At 51.2% G+C, this 19,928-nt stretch carries 14 protein-coding genes and 1 tRNA gene; 5 read left to right on the forward strand and 10 right to left on the reverse strand.

From position 1 onward, the window contains the following. Nucleotides 1–116: 116 nt before the first annotated feature. From Q3A88_RS16245 to gmk, 7 genes are all read right to left on the reverse strand, one after another. Nucleotides 117–1,808 carry an AsmA family protein gene (locus tag Q3A88_RS16245; protein WP_233989387.1) on the reverse strand — a complete coding sequence of 564 codons (1,692 nt, stop codon included), beginning with the start codon at nt 1,806–1,808 and terminating at the stop codon, nt 117–119. A 157-nt stretch (nt 1,809–1,965) separates the two neighbouring features. After that, nucleotides 1,966–3,354, reverse strand: a complete 1,389-nt coding sequence (locus Q3A88_RS16250) for a uracil-xanthine permease family protein (protein ID WP_317178286.1) — start codon at nt 3,352–3,354, stop codon at nt 1,966–1,968. A gap of 289 nt (nt 3,355–3,643) precedes the next feature. After that, complete coding sequence (gene recG, locus Q3A88_RS16255) at nt 3,644–5,725, reverse strand: ATP-dependent DNA helicase RecG (RefSeq protein ID WP_317178287.1); 2,082 nt, start codon at nt 5,723–5,725, stop codon at nt 3,644–3,646. After that, nucleotides 5,725–6,417 carry a tRNA (guanosine(18)-2'-O)-methyltransferase TrmH gene (trmH, locus tag Q3A88_RS16260; RefSeq protein ID WP_014913643.1) on the reverse strand — a complete coding sequence of 231 codons (693 nt, stop codon included), beginning with the start codon at nt 6,415–6,417 and terminating at the stop codon, nt 5,725–5,727. The genes recG and trmH overlap by 1 nt, the downstream gene beginning before the upstream one ends. Nucleotides 6,418–6,422: 5 nt before the next feature. Beyond that, nucleotides 6,423–8,522 carry a bifunctional GTP diphosphokinase/guanosine-3',5'-bis pyrophosphate 3'-pyrophosphohydrolase gene (gene spoT / locus Q3A88_RS16265; protein ID WP_010281663.1) on the reverse strand — a complete coding sequence of 700 codons (2,100 nt, stop codon included), beginning with the start codon at nt 8,520–8,522 and terminating at the stop codon, nt 6,423–6,425. A gap of 18 nt (nt 8,523–8,540) precedes the next feature. Then, nucleotides 8,541–8,816: a DNA-directed RNA polymerase subunit omega gene (rpoZ, locus tag Q3A88_RS16270; protein WP_005968230.1), complete on the reverse strand. Its 276-nt coding sequence runs from the start codon at nt 8,814–8,816 to the stop codon at nt 8,541–8,543. Nucleotides 8,817–8,869: 53 nt separating this feature from the next. Continuing rightward, the gene (gmk, locus tag Q3A88_RS16275) at nt 8,870–9,493 is read right to left on the reverse strand and encodes a guanylate kinase (RefSeq protein ID WP_039279976.1); all 624 of its coding nucleotides are present in this window, start codon (nt 9,491–9,493) and stop codon (nt 8,870–8,872) included. 321 nt (nt 9,494–9,814) lie between these two features. Between gmk and ligB the strand changes: the two genes are divergently transcribed. From ligB to Q3A88_RS16295, 4 genes are all read left to right on the forward strand, one after another. Next, nucleotides 9,815–11,506 carry an NAD-dependent DNA ligase LigB gene (ligB, locus tag Q3A88_RS16280; RefSeq protein WP_317178288.1) on the forward strand — a complete coding sequence of 564 codons (1,692 nt, stop codon included), beginning with the start codon at nt 9,815–9,817 and terminating at the stop codon, nt 11,504–11,506. Between the two features lie 256 nt (nt 11,507–11,762). Then, the gene (gene eptB, locus Q3A88_RS16285) at nt 11,763–13,442 is read left to right on the forward strand and encodes a kdo(2)-lipid A phosphoethanolamine 7''-transferase (RefSeq protein ID WP_233989381.1); all 1,680 of its coding nucleotides are present in this window, start codon (nt 11,763–11,765) and stop codon (nt 13,440–13,442) included. 131 nt (nt 13,443–13,573) lie between these two features. Next, nucleotides 13,574–13,650 (forward strand) — tRNA-Pro (locus tag Q3A88_RS16290). Nucleotides 13,651–14,084: 434 nt separating this feature from the next. Beyond that, a complete protein-coding gene (locus Q3A88_RS16295; protein WP_317178289.1) occupies nt 14,085–14,609 on the forward strand; it encodes an Ail/Lom family outer membrane beta-barrel protein in 525 nt (174 codons plus the stop codon). Nucleotides 14,610–14,652: 43 nt separating this feature from the next. Here the strand turns inward: Q3A88_RS16295 and Q3A88_RS16300 are convergent, their stop codons facing one another. Together Q3A88_RS16300 and Q3A88_RS16305 are read right to left on the reverse strand one after the other, a co-directional pair. Next, nucleotides 14,653–16,257, reverse strand: a complete 1,605-nt coding sequence (locus Q3A88_RS16300) for an EAL domain-containing protein (RefSeq protein ID WP_317178290.1) — start codon at nt 16,255–16,257, stop codon at nt 14,653–14,655. 92 nt (nt 16,258–16,349) lie between these two features. After that, a complete protein-coding gene (locus Q3A88_RS16305) occupies nt 16,350–17,549 on the reverse strand; it encodes an NAD(P)/FAD-dependent oxidoreductase (protein WP_317178291.1) in 1,200 nt (399 codons plus the stop codon). A gap of 278 nt (nt 17,550–17,827) precedes the next feature. Between Q3A88_RS16305 and pitA the strand changes: the two genes are divergently transcribed. Next, nucleotides 17,828–19,333 carry an inorganic phosphate transporter PitA gene (pitA, locus tag Q3A88_RS16310; protein ID WP_110163171.1) on the forward strand — a complete coding sequence of 502 codons (1,506 nt, stop codon included), beginning with the start codon at nt 17,828–17,830 and terminating at the stop codon, nt 19,331–19,333. 131 nt (nt 19,334–19,464) lie between these two features. Here the strand turns inward: pitA and uspB are convergent, their stop codons facing one another. Beyond that, nucleotides 19,465–19,800 (reverse strand): universal stress protein UspB, encoded by a 336-nt coding sequence (uspB, locus tag Q3A88_RS16315; RefSeq protein WP_010281678.1) that lies wholly within the window; start codon nt 19,798–19,800, stop codon nt 19,465–19,467. Nucleotides 19,801–19,928: the final 128 nt, after the last annotated feature.

Raw genomic sequence — 19,928 nt, forward strand, 5'->3', positions numbered from 1 at the left:
GTGATTTTCACGGGGTTTATGATGCTGTTTCAGCACGCAACAACGTTGCGGATGCTTTGAAAACTCTTATTTAAAAAACCGTATTTTGAAAACGTATAATTTTGAAAACGTAATGATTACGGCGTTTCTATCACGGTGCCCTGATGCATTTGCTGTCTGATGGGATGATCATTGCTATCCACACCTTGCAGCGTACCGCTTAGTGTCGGCTTCAGCGGCGTATCAGCGGCAAGCCGTCCATTCAGTTGCAATTGCAGATTTGTATTGCCCGTCGGTGCGGTTGCGGGTTCTGGCCATCCCCAACGCGTCAGAACATCCAGCGGTACGGCGCGTCCTGTCAGTGACAGGGAAAAATTGCGTGCTGGTTGCTGGTTGATCGTTGCCTTGGCATCCAGCATGCCATTTTGCGTAAACGCGCTGAGTTCATTAATGGCGATCTGATTATCGTCGGCTACCAGTGCCATCGACGGACGGCGGACATCGACTTTATTAAACGTCGCGTCGCTGGCATTAAGATTCAACGATCCTGTCCACATTCCCCACTGGTGATTGCGAGCCAGTAGCAAATTGCTGCCGTAGCCATCTAATGCGGTTAGCTGGAAGGGGAAATCCGGGTTGATATCGATCAGCAGATTGCGGTTCGCCGTGAATTTTCGCACATTCACTTCTGCCAGCCATGATGGCAGGGTCGCTTGCCACCGCTGACGCCAGTCGCCGGGGAGCGTGTACTCCATCCCTGCGACAACAAACTCATTCAGCTCTAAACGGTGGTTACTACGCTGCCAACTGCCGTTGGTTCGCAGTAAACCGCCTTCCCAGCGTGTAGAAAACTGCTTGATGTTAACGCCCGCCGGTGACAAGTCCAGATTCACGATAGGGTCGATAAGGTGCATGTTGCCGTTCACAATGTCAGTTGCATTGAATGACAGCGTTCCACCCTCGCTCTGCCAGTCATTCTGCTTAAACGTGACATTTTGCAGGGCAATATCAAGGTCGATAAACGCCCATCCCGGCCCTTCAATACGGGCATCAATCAGATCAAAGCGGTCAACGGTAACAGATGGCAGTTCGGTAACGGGCTGCCAGAAGGCCTCCGGCGTTCTCTGCGTTTGCAAACGGACATTGCTGAGTCGCAGGTTACCGATCTGCCAACTGCCGTCTTCTGCGCGGCTGGCATTGCCCGTTAGTTGCCCCTGAGCGACATCTGCGCCGAAATTGCTCAGAATCAGCTGATTGTGGTTGATTTCGCCCTGAACCAATACCTGACTGGCGGGAATATCGTTGAGTTCGAGTGAGCGGGCGCTGAGCTGGAACTGCCCCTGTTTACCCAGCAGATAGCCTGCCTCGGGCTGCCACGGCATCATGCCGCCGTTAATTTGTTGACCGTTCAGATGCCAATCGCCGTCCTTTGCCTGCAGTGCCATTGTACGCAGCTGTAGCACATCGGCTTCGATAGGGAGTGTGGCGGCCTGTGAGGAAAGGTTTAGCGTACCGCCTTCCAGTTCGAGACTGGCGAAGTGGTGCGGATCGGTAATTTGACGGGCGCTAAACCCGGCTGAAATTTGCTTTGCCGTGAGTGTCGGTGGCTGATTTTTCTGGCCAAAACTGACATCGGTGAGTTGGATATGATCGGCTGTTGACCAGTCATGATTAATTTTGCCCAGTGACAACTGGTAGTCGGTATTTTGGTTTACCCAATTACTCACCCAGCCTGCTGCCCAACTGGTTTGCAGTAATACATATACGACTACTAGCGCTAAAAAGGCCAGCAGCAGTAGGGTCAGCAACAATTTCCCGATAAATTTCATCGTGTCAGTCCATGCCAATCGTCAGGGAGAACTGTTCTTATGCCGTAATTTCCCTGAAGGCTCAATAGGTAATGCTGTTACAGACAGTAAAAAGCGAGCGGTGTTGCATCACTGCTCGCTTTTACATGAACTGAACTGAAATTATTGCGGGCTGGCGCTATTTTTCTTCGTGTGGGAAGACAATATTCAGTACGATTGCCGTAATCCCACCAGCGGCGATACCGGAAGACAGTAATGTTTTAATCCAATCCGGTGCGAACTGCAGAATCAGCGGCTGCTGTGATACGCCAAGGCCAACAGCCAGCGACAGCGCAATAATCATGATCGCACGACGATTCAGCGGCTCACGGGACACAATACGCACACCAGAAGCGGCGATCGTACCGAACATCACGATAGTGGCACCGCCCAGAACTGGTTCTGGAATATGCTGCACAAATCCGCTAACGGCAGGGAACAGCCCCAGTGCGATCAGCATCAGCGAAACCACGAAGCCCACATAGCGGCTCGCAACCCCGGTAAGCTGAATGACGCCGTTATTCTGGCCGAAGCAAGAGTTGGGGAAGGTGTTGAATACGGCAGAAAGGCAAGAGTTCAGGCCGTTTGCCAGCACGCCGCCTTTTAAGCGTTTCATGTACAGCGGGCCTCTGACCGGCTGCTCTGAAACGTCGGAGGTCGCGGTGATGTCGCCGATGGTTTCTAACGATGTCACCATGAAGACCAGCATCAGCGGAATCAACAGATTCCAGTCAAAGCCTAGGCCGTAATGCAGCGGTGTAGGCACCATAATGACAGTGTCGTTTTGAGCAGGCGCATTTTCCGGCAGCATTCCCATCAACCAGGCACCCAGATAACCCACTGCCATGGCAATCACCAGCGACGCGACACGCAGGTAAGGGTTACGCTGGCGGTTAAGCAGAATAATAACCAGCAACACCACACCCGCTAAGAGTAAGTTCTTGGGTGCGCCGAAGGTGTTATTACCCATTGCAGCATAGCCGCCGCCGATGGAGGTCAGGCCGACCTGAATCAACGACAGCCCAATAATCATCACTACAATGCCAGAAACCAGCGGGGTAATGATGCGGCGGGTTAAATGCAGAAAGCGTGAAAGAATGATTTCGGTGAAGGACGCGACCATCAGCGTACCGAACAGTGCTGCCATCATCGTGGGAACATCTGCTCCGCCGTTTTTCAGCGCCAGTCCACCCATAATCAGTGGCGTCACGAAGTTAAAGCTGGTGCCCTGAATGGACAGCAGACCAGAACCGATAGGGCCCCAGGTTTTAATTTGTAGAATAGAAGCCAGACCGGAAGCGAAAAGCGACATGCTGATGATGCGCTGCGTATCCTCAGTGGGTAAACCTAATGCCTGACAGATCAGTAGCGCGGGGGTAATCACCGCAACAAACATGGCAAGCAAGTGCTGACTGGCGGCGAACAGCGTTTGCGGTAGCGGCGGCCGGTCTTCAAGATGATAGATGAGTTCACTGCGCTGAGGTGCGGCAGCGGCTTCTGTTTGGGACGTTTCCGTGGTGGTAGTCATGATGTAAGTTGGCGTTCCTGAAACGACAAAGAGCGCATTTTAATGATCTCTTTGCTGAAAGCAAACGTTTGCTAAGTCATCTTTTCGATATGAATTTTGTCTGATAAGCAAGGCCTTATTATTTAAGGGGATATACCCGTCATACTTCAAGCTGCATGTGCGTTGGCTGCGTTCACTCACCCGAATCACTTACTTGAGTAAGCTCATCGGGATTCCTTCGCTTGCCGCCTTCCTGCAACTTGAATTATTTAGTGTATTTTTTTAAAAAATGAAGAATGCGCAGCTGCGATTAGGCGTTGGTGTAGCGTGCGCGTTCTGGTAGCCAGCGTTCGATTAGTGCAACGGCATGCTCGGGATAGTGTTCGTGCAAGTGGCGAGCAACGCGCTGTACCTGTGGAATCAGGTCCTGATCGCGCAGGAGGTCAGCAACTTTAAACTCGGCATTGCCCGTCTGGCGCGTACCGAGTAATTCTCCCGGCCCGCGAATTTCCAGATCGCGCTGCGCGATAACAAAGCCATCGTTGCTATCGCGTAGAACCTGGAGCCGCTTTTGTGCAGTCTTGCTCATTGGCGTTTTGTAGAGCAGCACGCAGTGAGATGCCACCGCACCGCGTCCGACGCGCCCGCGCAACTGGTGCAGTTGCGCTAAGCCCAGGCGCTCTGGGTTCTCAATGATCATCAGGCTGGCATTCGGTACATCCACACCTACCTCAATGACGGTGGTCGCTACCAGCAGTTGCAGTTCGCCCTGTTTGAAAGCCTGCATCACCGCCTGCTTTTCCTGCGCTTTCATGCGGCCGTGAACCAATCCAACCTTGAGATTCGGCAGGGCAGCCTTCAGCTCTTCGCTGGTGGCTTCTGCTGCCTGTGCTTCCAGCAGGTCGGATTCTTCGATCAGCGTACACACCCAATAGGCCTGCCGCCCTTCCTGCTGGCAGGCATTATTCACGCGTTCGATAATATCGCTGCGGCGTGAATCGGGTATGGCGACGGTGGTGACGGGGGTTCTGCCCGGAGGCAGTTCATCAATAACGGACGTATCCAGATCGGCATAGGCCGTCATCGCCAGCGTGCGGGGAATCGGTGTCGCGGTCATGATTAATTGATGGGCATGAAAGCCCTGTTCTTCGCCTTTTTCCCACAGCGCAAGGCGTTGATGCACGCCAAAGCGGTGCTGTTCGTCAATGATGACTAATGCCAGCCCGTTGAATTGTACCTGCTGCTGGAAAATAGCGTGCGTCCCGACAACCATGGAAACCTGACCGTTGGCGATGGCATCCTGCTGCGCCTGACGCGCTTTCCCTTTTTGTTTGCCAGCCAGCCAGCCGACTTCAAGCCCTAGTGGTTCAAACCACTGGCGGAAATTATGGGCGTGCTGTTCGGCCAATAGCTCTGTGGGTGCCATCAGCGCGACCTGCTTACCGTTGGCAATGGCGCGTAATGCTGCCAGTGCGGCGACCAGCGTTTTTCCTGAACCCACATCGCCCTGCACCAGACGCATCATCGGGAAATCTTTCGCCATATCCGCTTCAATTTCGGCTACGACACGTTCTTGCGCCTGCGTGGGTTTGAACGGCAGTGCAGCGAGCAACTGTTGCTTCAAACCGTCTTGCGCCTGTAGTGGCGAGGCTTTATGCCGTTGTTCCCCCGCCCGCACCGCGAGCATACTCAGGTTATGCGCCAGCAGTTCTTCCATAATCAACCGCTGCTGTGCCGGGTGTTTCCCGTGCTCAAGCTCGCTGAGCTGCATATCCGGCGGGGGACGATGTAAGGTGCGTAGTGCGTCCGGCAGGCTAATGAGCGAACGGCTTAGAGATTCAGGCAGCAGCTCATCGATGTGGTTGGCATCGAGCAACGCCAGCGCCTGATCGGTCAGTTTGCGGAGCGTGGCCTGACGAACGCCCTCTGTGGAAGGGTAAACCGGCGTGAGCGATTCTTGTAATTCGACCTGCGTACTATCCCCCTGAACTCGATATTCAGGATGGATGATCTCCGCGCCGATTTTGCCACGCTTGATTTCGCCATAAGCGGTAACGCGCTGTCCCGGTGCCAGGCTGTTTTTCATCGCGGCGCTGAAATTGAAGAAGCGCATGGTCAGCATGCCGCTGCCGTCGCTGATTTGGCAGGTCAACATGCGACGGCTGCCAAAGGTGATGTCGTTGCGTAGGATTTCACCTTCCACGGTGGCATACATACCGGGGAGGAGGTCGCCAATCGGGTAAAGATGCGTGCGGTCTTCGTAGCGCAGAGGTAAGTGCAGGAGGAGATCCTGCACGGTTTCCAGCCCGAGTCGCGCGAGCTTCGCTGCCTGACTTGCACCCACGCCAGTAAGTGTACTCAGCGGTTGGGTGTTCAGCAGGCGGCCCTTCATCAGCACTCCGACGATTGCATCGCGGCCCACCACGGGGTATCCGCTACAATCTGACCCTGATGGTCAATATAAGGGCGAGGTAGTCCTTTACGTTTTGCGACGCGCGCCAGTACCGGGTAGCCCCCTTCAAAAAGCAGGCGCTGCTGCTCTTCTTCATCCAACGGGCTGTCTTCACGCTGGTACATACCGGCGATCTGGCGCTGGCGCTGCGCTTCATACAGGATCAACGCCGAGGCAACGGAGACATTCAGCGACTGCACCATGCCGGTCATCGGAATGATGATATCCCGATCGGCCAGTTTGAGCGCTTCGGCTGTAATACCGGTTTTTTCTTGCCCGAGCAGAATACAGGTAGGACGGGTGTAATCAATTTCCCGAAAATCGACCGCGTGTTCAGATAAATTGGTCGCCAGAACCTGCATGCCTTCTGCTTTCAGATGGCCGACTGCATCACCGATATTGCGATGAGTTTTCACCTGTACCCAGCTATTGCTGCCTGCGGCGGAGGAAACCAGCGTTTTCATCCGGCTGGTGGGCCAAATCGCATGGACCTGATGCACGCCGACTGCATCCGCCGTACGGATAACGGCGGAAATATTATGGGGTTTATGCACCTGCTCCATGCAAATCGTCAGATCGGGCTGACGACAGTTGAGCATTTCTTTTATACGTGCATAACGTTGAGGGGTCATGACGATTAATTTCGGTTACGGTTAACTTTGATGACATCCGGCATTACGCGGATTTTACGCATAATATTGGCCAGATGAACACGATCGAGAGTAGTGAGACGGATAAAGGCACTGTATACGCGGCCGTCCTTCTCTTCCGTATTGATGCTCTGAATATTGGAGTTCGCGGCGTTGATCGCTGCCGTCAGGTTCGCCAGCGCGCCCTGATGGTTGAACATATCGACTTTGATTTCGGCGATGAACTCTTGTTCCGTCACCTTATCCCACTCTACCGCCATGAATTTTTCAGGTTCTTTCTGATAGCCGCGAATATTGCGACAGGATTCATGGTGAATAACCAGACCTTTACCGGGGCTGACGTGGGCAATAATCGGGTCGCCGGGGATGGGGCGGCAGCACTTGGCAAATGAGATCATGACGCCATCTGCGCCTTTGATCGGCAACTTGCGCAGCCCCGTGGTTCCCAGTTCAGATTGTTCGTTCAGCAGATTTTTCGCCACAACGACGCTCATGGCATTACCCATACCAATTTCCGCCATCAGATCGTCCAGCGTAGCGAGCTTCATGCGCTCAAGCTCAAGTTGAATCGACTTTTCAGGGATGTCGGAGAGTTTGCGACCGTTGCCCAATGCGTGGTTCAACAAACGGCGACCGAGGCTCACGGAATCATCACGCTTGAGGTTTTTCAGCATCTGGCGAATTTTGGAGCGTGCTCTGGAACTCACTACGAAATTAAGCCATGCGGCGTTTGGTCTGGCACCCGGTGCGGTAATGATTTCAACGGTTTGGCCGCTGGTGAGCGACTGTGACAGCGGGTAAGGCTGGCGGTCGACGCGAGCGCCGACGCAGGCATGCCCGATATCGGTGTGTACCGCGTAGGCGAAATCGACGGGCGTCGCGCCTGCGGGGAGTTCCACAATACGGCCTTCCGGCGTAAAGACATACATCTCGTCAGGGAAGAGATCGGACTTCACGCTTTCGATAAATTCGAAGGAGCTACCGGCGCTTTGCTGGAGTTCCAGCAGGCTTTGCATCCAGCGTTGAGCGCGTACCTGTGCGGTAGTGCTGCTTTCGCCTTCTTTATAGGCCCAGTGCGCGGCAACACCCATTTCCGCCATTTGATCCATGTCGTCGGTACGAATTTGTACTTCGACCGGCACGCCGTGCGGACCAATCAGAGACGTGTGCAGCGATTGATAGCCGTTAGCTTTGGGAATGGCAATGTAGTCTTTTACCCGACCTGGGCGCGGCTTATACAGGCTGTGAACCTGACCGAGCACGCGATAGCAAGTGTCCAACTCTTTCACGATGACCCGAAACGCGTAAATATCCATGATGGAATGAAAACGCTGTTCTTTCAGGTGCATTTTGCAGTAGATGGAATACAGGTGTTTTTCGCGACCGCTGACGCGGCAGGCAATCCCGGCTTCCGTCAAACGCCCCTCGATTTCCGACAGGATTTTCTGAATCATTTCCTTGCGGTTACCGCGTGCGGCCTTGACGACTTCTTTAATGACGCGATAGCGGTTCGGATACAGCGCCTCAAAACCCAGTTCTTCCAGCTCGGTTTTGAGGTGATGGATACCCAGCCGATGTGCCAGCGGGCTGTATATTTCCAGTGTTTCACGGGCAATGCGGCGGCGCTTGTCCGGGCGCAATGAGCCCAGTGTGCGCATGTTATGGGTACGGTCTGCGAGTTTGATCAGGATGACGCGAATATCTTGCACCATCGCCATGATCATTTTGCGAAAGTTTTCAGCCTGCGCTTCTTTCTTATCGCGGAACTTCAACTTGTCCAGCTTGGACACGCCCTCTACCAGTTCAGCAACGCTTTTACCAAAAAGCTGTTCCATGTCCTGATAGGTGGCGGGGGTGTCCTCTATGACATCATGCAGCAGTGCTGCCATCAGCGTTTCGTAATCGAGACGCATCTCCGCCAGAATACAGGCGACGGCAACAGGGTGTGTGATGTAGGGTTCACCGCTGGAGCGAGTCTGCCCCTCGTGAGCATCACGTGCAACTAAGTAAGCCTGCTGTAAACGTTTGATCTGATCTTCTGGCAGATAACGTTGAATCAGCAGATTAAGGCTTTCAAAAATGTACAAGGGCGACTCGTGGTGTGATTAACGACGGCCTTCAGCAATCGCGGTAACCGCCTGAATCTCTGCGGCTTCCTGCTCTTGCTGTTCCTGACGGTCACGAACATCCAGAATCTGGTTGTTGATCAGACCTTCTTCGATTTCACGCAGTGCGATCACGGTGTACTTATCGTTTTCTTCAGGAACCAGCGGATCTTTGCCGCCAGTCTGGATTTGACGGGCGCGACGAGCAGCGACCAACACCAAGTCAAAACGGTTACCAATTTTCTCTACAGCGTCTTGAACAGTTACGCGTGCCATAATGTGCTACTCCACAGGAAATAAAATGACTGCGCATCATACTGAAAGAGGCGTCAGTCTGCCAATAGTTTGGTGATTAATGCATCATGCCGAACCTGTTGTCTGCTCAAACGCAGACGTTCGGCGCGAATAATGGTTTTTAGATCGAGCAGCGCCAGATCGAAATCATCATTCACAATCAGGTAATCATACTCGCCGTAGTGCGTCATTTCAGCCACTGCCTGAGACATACGACGGGCAATGACTTCATCGCTGTCTTGTCCACGGCCACGCAGGCGGCGAGCCAACTCTTCTTTTGACGGCGGCAGAATGAAAATACTGCGCGCGTGCGGCATCTGGGCACGGATTTGCTTGGCTCCTTGCCAATCGATATCCAGAAAAACATCAACGCCAGTCGCTAATACCTGCTCAATTGCCGGCCGGGATGTACCGTAGTAATTGCCAAAGACTTCAGCGTGTTCCAGAAACTCGTTATCCTGAATCATACGCTTAAATTCATCGACTTCGACGAAGAAATAGTGTTCGCCGTGGTTTTCTCCCGGTCGTTTCGCTCGCGTGGTATGCGAAATCGATACCTGAGTGTCGTAAAGCGGCTGAGTTTTTAATAACGCCTGAATCAGGCTGGATTTCCCAGCTCCACTGGGAGCAGAAACGATATATAACGTGCCTTGAGCCATAATGAAGTTTTATTAACGGTTACGGTGGTGAATGGTGATATGCAGCAGAAAAATGCGCATTTCCCCGCATTATACACGCCTATATGTCATCAGTCGCGTTGCGATAAATTCTCCGCTGACTGTTTTTTCGTTATGCCATCGGGAAAACTTTTTGCCAACGTTTCTTTTTTAGATTGCGAAGCGCGTTCCCGTCTTTTTTATTGCGGCTGCAAACAATGAATCATCTTGCGGCGCGTTTGGCATTTCTCCTTTTTTCGCCTCGTATTTTCCTCTCCGTTGCTATGTACTGCGGCCCTTCGCTAATGGATGGCAGGAGGGGTTATGTGGCTCAGGATTCGTACATTTTTAATCATCATCGTTATGGGGGGCATCAGCAATTTTCCTGCCATGGCTGCGGTGTGCCCCGATTGGGATAGCACGCGTTCCGGCAAGGAAATTGATGCATTGCGTCACCAGCTAGAGCAGTGGGATGACGCGTATTACACCGAAGGGAAAAACCCGATAGAAGATGATGTTTACGATCAACTGCGGGACCAGTTAAACCAGTGGCTAGGCTGTTTTCAGCCTCAAAACGCTATTCCTGCTCGGTTGCCCGATAATGGCAAGCAGCCTCACCCCGTTGCCCATACGGGACTGAAAAAATTGTCCGATCGTCGACAACTGGTGCAATGGATCGCATCGCGTGAGGATTTATGGATTCAGCCAAAAGTTGATGGTGTGGCTGTTACGTTGGTCTATCAGCACGGTAAGCTCGTGTCCGCAGTTAGCCGGGGTAACGGCCTGCAAGGTGAAGACTGGACGGAGAAAGTGCGCCTGATTCCGGGAATTCCTCATTTATTAACCGATGTGCCTTCCTCATTGGTACTACAAGGGGAGCTTTTCCTGAAGATGACCGATCATCAACAGCGTACCCAGGGCGGCGTTAATGCCCGCTCGGTCGTGGCCGGTGAGATGCGTCGTCATCAGCGATCTCCCGTGTTGTCGCAGATTGGTCTGTTTGTCTGGGAATGGCCGGATGGCCCAAAAGCGATGCCCGAGCGTCTGGAGAAATTGAAGGAAATGGGGTTTGCGATGACGGCGGACTATACCCATGCCATTGGGTCATTCGCCGACGCGGAGAAATGGCGTCATCACTGGTATCACAGTCCGCTGCCGTTCGTGACGGATGGCGTGGTGATTCGCCAGACTAAAGAGCCGCAGGGGCGCTACTGGCGTAATACATCAGCCGACTGGGCGATCGCATGGAAATACCCACCTGTTCATCAGGTTGCGGAAGTGGCTGATGTGGCATTTTCTGTCGGGCGGACGGGTAAAGTCGCCGTAGTACTGAAGCTTAATCCTTTGAAATTGGATGACAAATCGGTCAGCCGGGTGAATGTGGGCTCGCTGTCGCGTTGGAAACAGTGGGATGTGTTGCCCGGCGATCGGGTGAGCGTCAGTTTGGCAGGGCAGGGGATTCCACGTCTGGATAATGTGGTATGGCGTGGCACTGAGCGGCCTGCCATCGTTTCTCCTAATGAACATGATTTCCATGCTCTTAGCTGTTTTCGGTATAGCGTGGCTTGCCAGCAGCAATTTCTGGCGCGCTTAGTCTGGTTGAGTGGAGAACATGGTTTAAATCTGGCAGGAGTGCGTGAAGGGATGTGGCAGCGCCTGATACAACATGATTTACTGGAGGATGTGCTGTCATGGCTATCTCTGACGGAGGCACAGCTTAATGCGGTCAATGGCATGGGCGATAAGCGGGCGCGAGATATTTATACAAGCTTGCAGTCTGCACGGCAGATGCCACTATCCCGCTGGCTGCTTGCGCTGGGTATTCCTGTGCCTCGTTCCGCCAGTAGCGCATTGGATAATGTGGGTTGGCTGGCGTTACAGCAATGGACAGCGCAACAGTGGCGACAGTTCTCTGGTATTGGGGAGCGACGCGCGGAAGAGATTATGGCGTTCCTGAAGCACCCTATCGTGGTGGAATTAATTGCCCGATTAGGTCGCGAAGGCGTACATAGATAAGCAGTGGTAATTTTTCATGACAGATTGGGAGCGTGCCTTTTATTTTTTCATGGATTCATTCACATAAAAGGACAATTTTTTTCTGTTCTCCCTACTTAATCATAAGTAAAATTTACGAATTAAAGATCCTACGCCTATTTGCTGTTTTGCGATATAGAAATGCCTGTGAGTCTGATTATTTCCGTTGAACTCAGGCATACGGATGTTGTCGTATAACTTCAGATAATAAGAAAGGTTTGTTGGAGCACTTGTCATAATGAAGTTTGTAGCATCTTTTTCGCAACCCAAATTATCGTTTGTCCTGGCAGTCTATATTGGTCTTTTTCTCAATATCTCAGTGTATTATCGCCGGTTTGATTATTTTTCACTCTCTGCTGGTAGCCAGGTTCCAACGTTTATTCCTGCTCTTGTCGAATTGACCGCGAGTATCTTATTTACCTTTTTCCTGATGAGGATTATTTCACTCGGGGGACGCCGTTTTTATCGGATAATCGCTTCTCTCTTGGTGCTGATCTCCGTTGCTGCCAGCTATTACATGACGTTTTTTAATGTTGTGATTGGCTATGGCATTATTGCTGCGGTCATGACCACGGATATTGATCTTTCTAAAGAAGTGATTGGTTTTCGTTTTTTCCTGTGGATGCTGGTGGTAAGTGCGCTGCCGCTGTTTTTGATCTGGAAGAACTCACTACGTCATACGCTGATCGAACAGCTTAAGTCACCGGGAAAGCGGCTGATTCCTCTTCTGGTTCTTATCGCCGTTGTTGCGCTGGTTTGGATGCCGCTTCGCTATATGGACAACGTTCAGTCAGTGTCCGAGCGAGAATCCAATGTGGATTTGCCCAGCTATGGTGGTGTGGTGGCTCACTCGTATCTGCCGTCTAACTGGTTGTCTGCGTTAGGATTATTTGCGTACACCAAGTATGACGAGAGCCAGGATTCTTCTAATCTTTTCGATCCGGCTCAGCATTTTACCTATGTCCCGCCGAAAGGCATTGACGATACCTACGTCGTTTTCATTATCGGTGAAACCACTCGATGGGATCATATGGGGCTGTTAGGCTACGAGCGAGATACGACGCCGAAGCTATCAAAAGAAAAAAACCTGGTCGCATTCCGTGGTCAGTCGTGTGATACCTCAACCAAGCTTTCCATGCGCTGTATGTTTGTGCGAGAAGGCGGTACGGAAGACAACCCGCAGCGAACCCTGAAAGAGCAGAACATCTTTGCCGTGCTGAAAGAGCTGGGCTTTACCTCTGAGCTGTTTGCTATGCAGAGTGAGGTGTGGTTTTACAATAGTATCGAGGCAAACAACTATTCTTTCCGTGAAATGATTGCGTCAGAGAAACACAATGACGGCAAGTCGGTGCAAGATATGTTGCTGGTCGACGAGGTTAAGGAATCGCTGGCACGCTACCCCAAAGGTAAGCACCTGATTGTGCTGCATACCAAAGGTTCCCACTATCTGTATTCCATGCGCTATCCCCGCAGCTATGCGCGCTATCAGCCAGAATGTATGGGCGTTGATGCCTCTTGTACGCGTGAGCAGTTGATTAATGCTTTCGATAATAGCGTGCTCTATACCGATAGCTTTATTGATAGCGTGATCGATCAGGTGCGGGATAAGAAAGCGATTGTGTTTTATGCCTCCGATCACGGTGAATCCATCGATGATAACTATCATTTGCACGGCACGCCGCGTCAGATGGCACCGCCTGAACAGTTCCGTTCACCGATGATGGTGTGGACATCGGATAAGTTTCTGGCTGATCCCGATAACCAGCATGCGTTTGAGCAGTTGAAGGCTCAGCAGCGCGTTGGCAAAACACATCGCCATGAAGAGCTGTTTGATACGATTCTTGGATGTGTGGGATACACATCGCCTGACGGCGGTATTAACCCTAAAAATAACTGGTGTCAGAAACCTGCTAATTGATATGAATCACGGACAAGGACGTCGGTTTCAGGCTGTAAATACAAGAGATGGATACTTTAACGACAGCCGGAATCCTTTTGCTAAAAAGGTATTGACGCTCTAATAAGGTAGCAGTAATATGCGCCCGCATTCGGCGAGTAGCGCAGCTTGGTAGCGCAACTGGTTTGGGACCAGTGGGTCGGAGGTTCGAATCCTCTCTCGCCGACCAACTTTCTTCCTCAGTAAGTCATCCTCAATATTTCTCCTGTTTCGATCATCGTCTATTCAAATTATCGGTTCAAAAATAATCTCGTTTTAAGCACGTTTTTGTTTAAAAAATAGTCATTTTGAAACGATTCCCTTTATGAGAGTAGGGTTTTACCTCAGTATTCTTTGGCGTCGAAAATTTCCATATTTCCTCGGTCTTCAGTTCAGAATGTTCCCAAAAATAGTGTTAAAACTCGCACGTTAATTACCATGAATAATATCTATCTGTTTGTTTTTTAATGATTTAAATAAATTTAAACTCGACTATTTAAAAATAATACTGACTTTACCTCTTCGTATTTAAATGTAAGTTTATGTGCGGCCAACATTCGCGATACTTATATATTCGCTTTGTTGAAACCGTCTTTTTATTCAAATATGGAAGATGTTTCGATCATGAAAAAAACAACACTGCTACTCTCCACTTTGATTGCTTGTGCCATGGGAATGTCTGCTGCTCAGGCGACACAAACCGTATCTTTGGGTTATGCTCAGGCGAAAGTCGATAACTTTAAAGATCCAAAAGGAATTACGGCAAAGTATCATTATCAGGGCGATTCTGCGCTCGGTATTATCGGTTCTTTCACTTATGTGAGCGCGGAACAAACTGAGTATTATCAGAATTCAAGCAGTGATGTTTATCAGCTGAAATACTATTCACTCATGGCTGGCCCATCTTACCGTTTTAACGACTATGTCAGTGTTTATGGCCTGGCGGGTATTGGCCACGGAAAATCCAGTTGGGAAGAAGGGGATGCTTTCCGCCAATCTGGTAGCGAAAGCAAATCCAGCTTCGCTTATGGTGCCGGCATTCAAATTACACCAGTAGAAAACTGGGCGATTGATATTGGCTACGAAGGCACGAAGATTTATGAAACGCGTGTAGACGCCTTTAATATTGGCGTCGGTTACCGTTTCTGATTTTCCTATTATTGAATGCCGGTGGATAGGCTTCCGCCGGTTATTACTGCTTTTCTCCTTCTTTGTTTTTATTCATAAAGCTCTCAATCGATTTATTGCCATTATAGTGAAGCCAGACCAGCAACGATTCATTGTCCATAGGCTTGGCATAAAGGAATCCCTGTATATATTTGACGCCACGCCGTTGTAAATACAGGAGCTGTTGTTCGGTTTCCACGCCCTCCGCTACGGATTGAAGCTTGATGCGATGGCTCAACGTAATAATGGCATCAAGAATAGGAGCTTCTTCATCCGGTGATGAAACCGCGCCGACAAATCCCTGATCTATTTTCAGGCAATCCAGCGGAAAATTTTGCAGGTAAGAGAGTGAACAGTGGCCGGTGCCGAAGTCATCAATGGCAATCATAAAGCCATCTTCACGCAGCTGATGCAGGCGCTGTATGATTTCAGGACCGTTGCTGATGAGGTTACGTTCTGTCAGTTCCAGCGTAATGTTTAATGAATGAGCGGCGACTTTCTCTGCGAAGCGGTGTACGTCTGATACGAAACTTGGGTGATGCAAATGCTCTGCTGCAACGTTGAGCCCCAGATGGAACCCCGGCTTTACCTGCCAACTGGCGATATCTGACGCTACCAGCTCAAATAAATGCCGTGTGATGGGAATGATCATACTTTCTGCTTCGGCGGCAGAGATAAATATATCGGGCCTAATCCACTGCCCGTCGCTGCGTCGCCAGCGCAGTAGCGTTTCTACTCCAGTACAGGCTCGTGATTCCGTGTCATAGATAGGCTGGTAATAGACGGAAAATTCGCCGTTAGCGATACCCTTACGAATTTCTTCGCGGAAGAATAATTTACGCTTTTGCCAGTACCACATGGCTGTAGTGAAAAGCAGAGAGAGAATAATGGCCAGTGGCAGAAACGTGAAAAATGCCTGCTTCCAGTTGGTGAGTTCCTGGGTGGCGGGGGCGGTAACATTGAGGGTAATCGGAAAGCGGCTCGACTTGATTTCAAGCGCAGAGGTAGAAAATAGGCTTCTGTGCGGCGTAATGGTTGCGCCCGTTTGAATCGGATGGCCGTTATCCATTTGCAGGATAAGTTGATAGCCCCGAATCTTGCTAATCGCAGTCATGAGGTCGATCAGATATTGCGCATCGACCATGGCATAAGCGCCGTAACCCGTAGGAGGCATCTGGACGAAGATCAGCGCCGGGCGTTCTTTCACGTTATCTGAACCGGCAATCGACAGGCTCCAGCGTTCAGAATAGGTCCCCGGTAGCGGCTGTTGAATGACGCGGCTTAGTGGCGTCAGCGTGCTGCCAAACGTTGAAGAGCAATAGACGTCGGTATTATGGATAACGCCGATTGCGCGAAAGTAAGAAAAGACCGAGCCGAGACGTTGCAGCTCATCGCCGATGACGTCGCAGGGCTGACCCTGAAAGCGCTGGAGGCGATCCACCATCTGCCATGCCTGTGTCGAAATATTCTCGGCATGATTCATTGCTATTTGCGCGGTGGATTCCAGATCGCGCTTTACCATTAATCTGGACTCAACAAACGTGAACAATAAACCAAGCAGCAGTGGCAGCATGCCCGCAACCAGCAACTGCAATATGTTGATTTTAGGTTTACTACGTCTAGGGCTCATCCACATCTCCTTTCTGGCAGCAGAGGCCTATGTAGAGACGTCCTTTTCTCCGTGAATCAAAGGAGAGTGCTGAATAGAGATTATTATAGTGCCTATTTGCTAAAAGGCAGTGCCTGCGCGCACGCCCATGCTGAGCTCCACGCCCATTGGAAGTTATAGCCGCCGAGCCAGCCGGTCACATCGACCACTTCGCCGATGAAATACAACCCCGGCACCGCGTTGGCTTCCATAGTTTTGGAGGACAGCGCACGGGTGTCAACGCCGCCGATGGTGACTTCGGCTGTGCGATAACCTTCCGTACCGTTTGGCTGCACGCGCCACTGTTGCAGGCTCTGTTCAATCTGCGTTTGCTGTGCGCTGTTGAGCTGTTTCAATGTGACGTCCGGCAGTTGTCCTAACTCCTGTAGGCATTCAACCAGTCGTTTAGGTAGCCACTGTGCCAGCGTGTTTTTCAGGCTTTGGTTCGGGTGAGCGGCGCGCTCGTCATTAATAAGCTGGGTGAGATCGCGATCGGGTAGCAAATTGATGGTGACGAATTCACCCGCTTGCCAGTAGCTGGAGATCTGCAAAATAGCCGGGCCAGAAAGCCCGCGATGCGTAAACAGGATGTTTTCACGGAACGTCACGCCGTTTTCTGCGGTGACGACGGTCGGCACGGAGACGCCGGAGAGCGTTTGCAGCTGTTCGAGCAGCGGCTTGTGTAGCGTAAAGGGTACCAGTGCAGCACGAGTTGGGAGCACGTTGATACCGAACTGTGCGGCAAGCTGGTAGCCGAACGGCGTCGCGCCCAGACCGGGCATCGACAGGCCGCCGCAGGCAACGACCAACGATGCGCTCTGGAATGATGTGCCGTTGCTTAGCTGGACGATGAACCGATCGTCTGATTTCTCCACCGAGGTCACTTCACTGCGCAGACGGAGGGTGACATTCGCCCGCTCACATTCTGTTACCAGCATGTCCACGATTTGCTGTGCGGAATCATCGCAGAATAGCTGACCGAGCGTTTTCTCGTGATAAGCGATGCGGTGGCTGTTGACCAGGCTGATGAAATCCCATTGGGTATAACGTGCCAGTGCTGATTTACAAAAGTGAGGATTGTGAGACAGATAGGCTGCTGACTCTGCATACATATTGGTAAAGTTGCAGCGCCCGCCGCCGGACATCAATATTTTCCGGCCAGCCTTCTTGCCGTTATCGAGCAGTAGAACACGCAGTCCGCGTTGTCCTGCCTGTGCCGCACAAAACATGCCTGCTGCACCGGCACCGATGATGACAGCGTCAAACTGTTCCACAATGCATTTCTCCGATGAGTGATTTTATCTTCTTGGATTGCCACAGGCCGATAAGCCATAGGGCGGCAAATTGTAGTGTTGGTTTTTGTTCGATACCAGCGTAACAATTTGCATATTTTAGTAAAAATATATAATTATTTGATTTTTATTGATTAAGTGATTTATCCATCGATCGTCGTCACATATTAAGTCAAAAAAATGTCATATTTCGCTTTTCCCGACCCCTGCTTGTCGCCGATAATGCGCCGCGTTCATGACCACTAAATGGCCTAACGTTTATGCTACATTTATTTGCCGGTTTGGATTACTACACTGGCCTGATGTTGATATTGGCTTTGTTGTTTGTACTGATGTATGAAGCCATCAATGGTTTTCACGATACTGCGAACGCCGTTGCCACTGTTATTTATACCCGCGCCATGCGTGCCGAGTTTGCTGTTGTTATGGCGGGTGTCTTTAATTTCTTCGGTGTACTGTTGGGCGGCCTGAGCGTGGCCTATGCAATTGTTCACCTTCTCCCCACGGATTTATTGCTGAACGTGAGTTCGGCGCACGGTCTGGCGATGGTCTTTTCCATGCTGCTGGCCGCCATTATCTGGAACCTGGGTACCTGGTACTTCGGTATTCCTGCCTCCAGTTCTCACACGCTGATCGGCTCCATTATTGGTATTGGTTTAACCAACGCGCTGTTGACGGATACCTCCGTTGTGGATGCGTTGAACGTGCCGAAAATGATCAGCATTTTCCTGTCGTTGCTGCTCTCGCCGATTGTGGGGATGGTGGTTGCAGGCCTGCTGGTGCTGGTGCTGCGTCGGTTCTGGAACAACAGCAAAAAACGCAAGCGCGTGCATCTGACGCCTGTCGATCGCGAAAAGCAGGACGGCAAACGTAAGCCGCCGTTCTGGACGCGTACCGCGCTGATTTTATCGGCGATTGGCGTGAGCTTCTCTCACGGTGCAAACGACGGTCAGAAAGGTATCGGCTTGATTATGCTGGTGCTGATTGGCGTCGCGCCAGCCGGGTTTATTGTCAACATGAACGCGTCTGGCTATGACATCAGCCGTACCCGTGATGCCGTTGTCAATTTGCAGGAATACTACAAGCAGCACGGCGACGCGCTGACGCACGTTATCGACCTGTCTCCGCCAGTCATTCCTACGCCAGAAAGCACGATTCCCGGCAACGGTCAGAAAGAGTTTCACTGTGACAGTTCACGCGTGATGATTGCGATTGACCGTACACAGGGTCTGCTGAATAACCTGAAAAGTTACGACCAGCTGAACCCTGACGATCGTAGCAGAGTGCGTCGTTTGCTGATGTGTATCTCTGACACAATGGATCGGGTGATCAAGCTGCCAGAAACGTCGGGCGAAGATAAGCGCTACCTGAGCAATCTGCGTACAGATATGCTGCAGACGGTTGAGTATGCCCCTCTTTGGATTATCGTCGCTGTCGCATTGGCGCTGTCTCTGGGCACCATGGTGGGCTGGAAACGTGTTGCAGTGACCATCGGCGAGAAGATTGGTAAGAAAGGCATGACGTACGCACAGGGCGTTTCGGCGCAGGTGACGGCGGCCCTGTCGATTGGTGTTGCCAGCTATACCGGTATGCCAGTTTCCACCACGCACGTATTGTCCTCGGCGGTTGCCGGGACGATGATTGCGGACGGTGGTGGCGTACAGGGCAAAACGATAAGAAGTATTCTGCTTGCCTGGGTGTTGACGCTGCCTGTCTCAATGCTGATGTCCGGTACGTTGTACTGGCTGGCGTTGAAGCTGATCTAATTGCGGTAATTCATCACGCATAAATAAAAAAGGCGATTCTGTGGGGAATCGCCTTTTTACTTTTTATCGACGTTCATGGTTGTCATACCAATGATGGTTGTAATACCAGAGAATTGTGTAAGTACCCGCGTTTAATACCATATTGTCATCGCAAACAGACTGATGACGATAAGGCCACACAGGGCAGTCGTAAGCAGAAACTGTCCCCGCACTCGCTCGCAACGGCGAATAAACTCAGGGTCGTGATGATCAAGATAGCGTTGCGCGTAGATATAGCGTACCAGCCGGATTTGTTTACTTGGCTGGCCGTGCGATGTAAAGAAGCCACCCCCGTCAACGTATTGGTAAAGCAGCGGGTCACAGTCACGCAAAATCAGCAGTAACACACGTAATGAAGAGTAGTACCTCGCCATATTGATGATGCAGACGATACATAAAGCCCAGAAAAGCGCAAATGTACTAATCATGCTTCCCTCCCGGTCGTTCTATTCGTCAGATTCGATGGCCATACCTTCCCGTTGTCCACCTGTCACCGATGACAAGCGTTACTCTTTATCCGCGACGCTTATCTACGACGTTTGTCTGTGACACTTTT

Origin of the sequence: Pectobacterium sp. HCp5_1 (assembly GCF_032905925.1) — a bacterium.
GTDB classification, from domain to species: Bacteria; Pseudomonadota; Gammaproteobacteria; order Enterobacterales; family Enterobacteriaceae; genus Pectobacterium; species Pectobacterium brasiliense_A.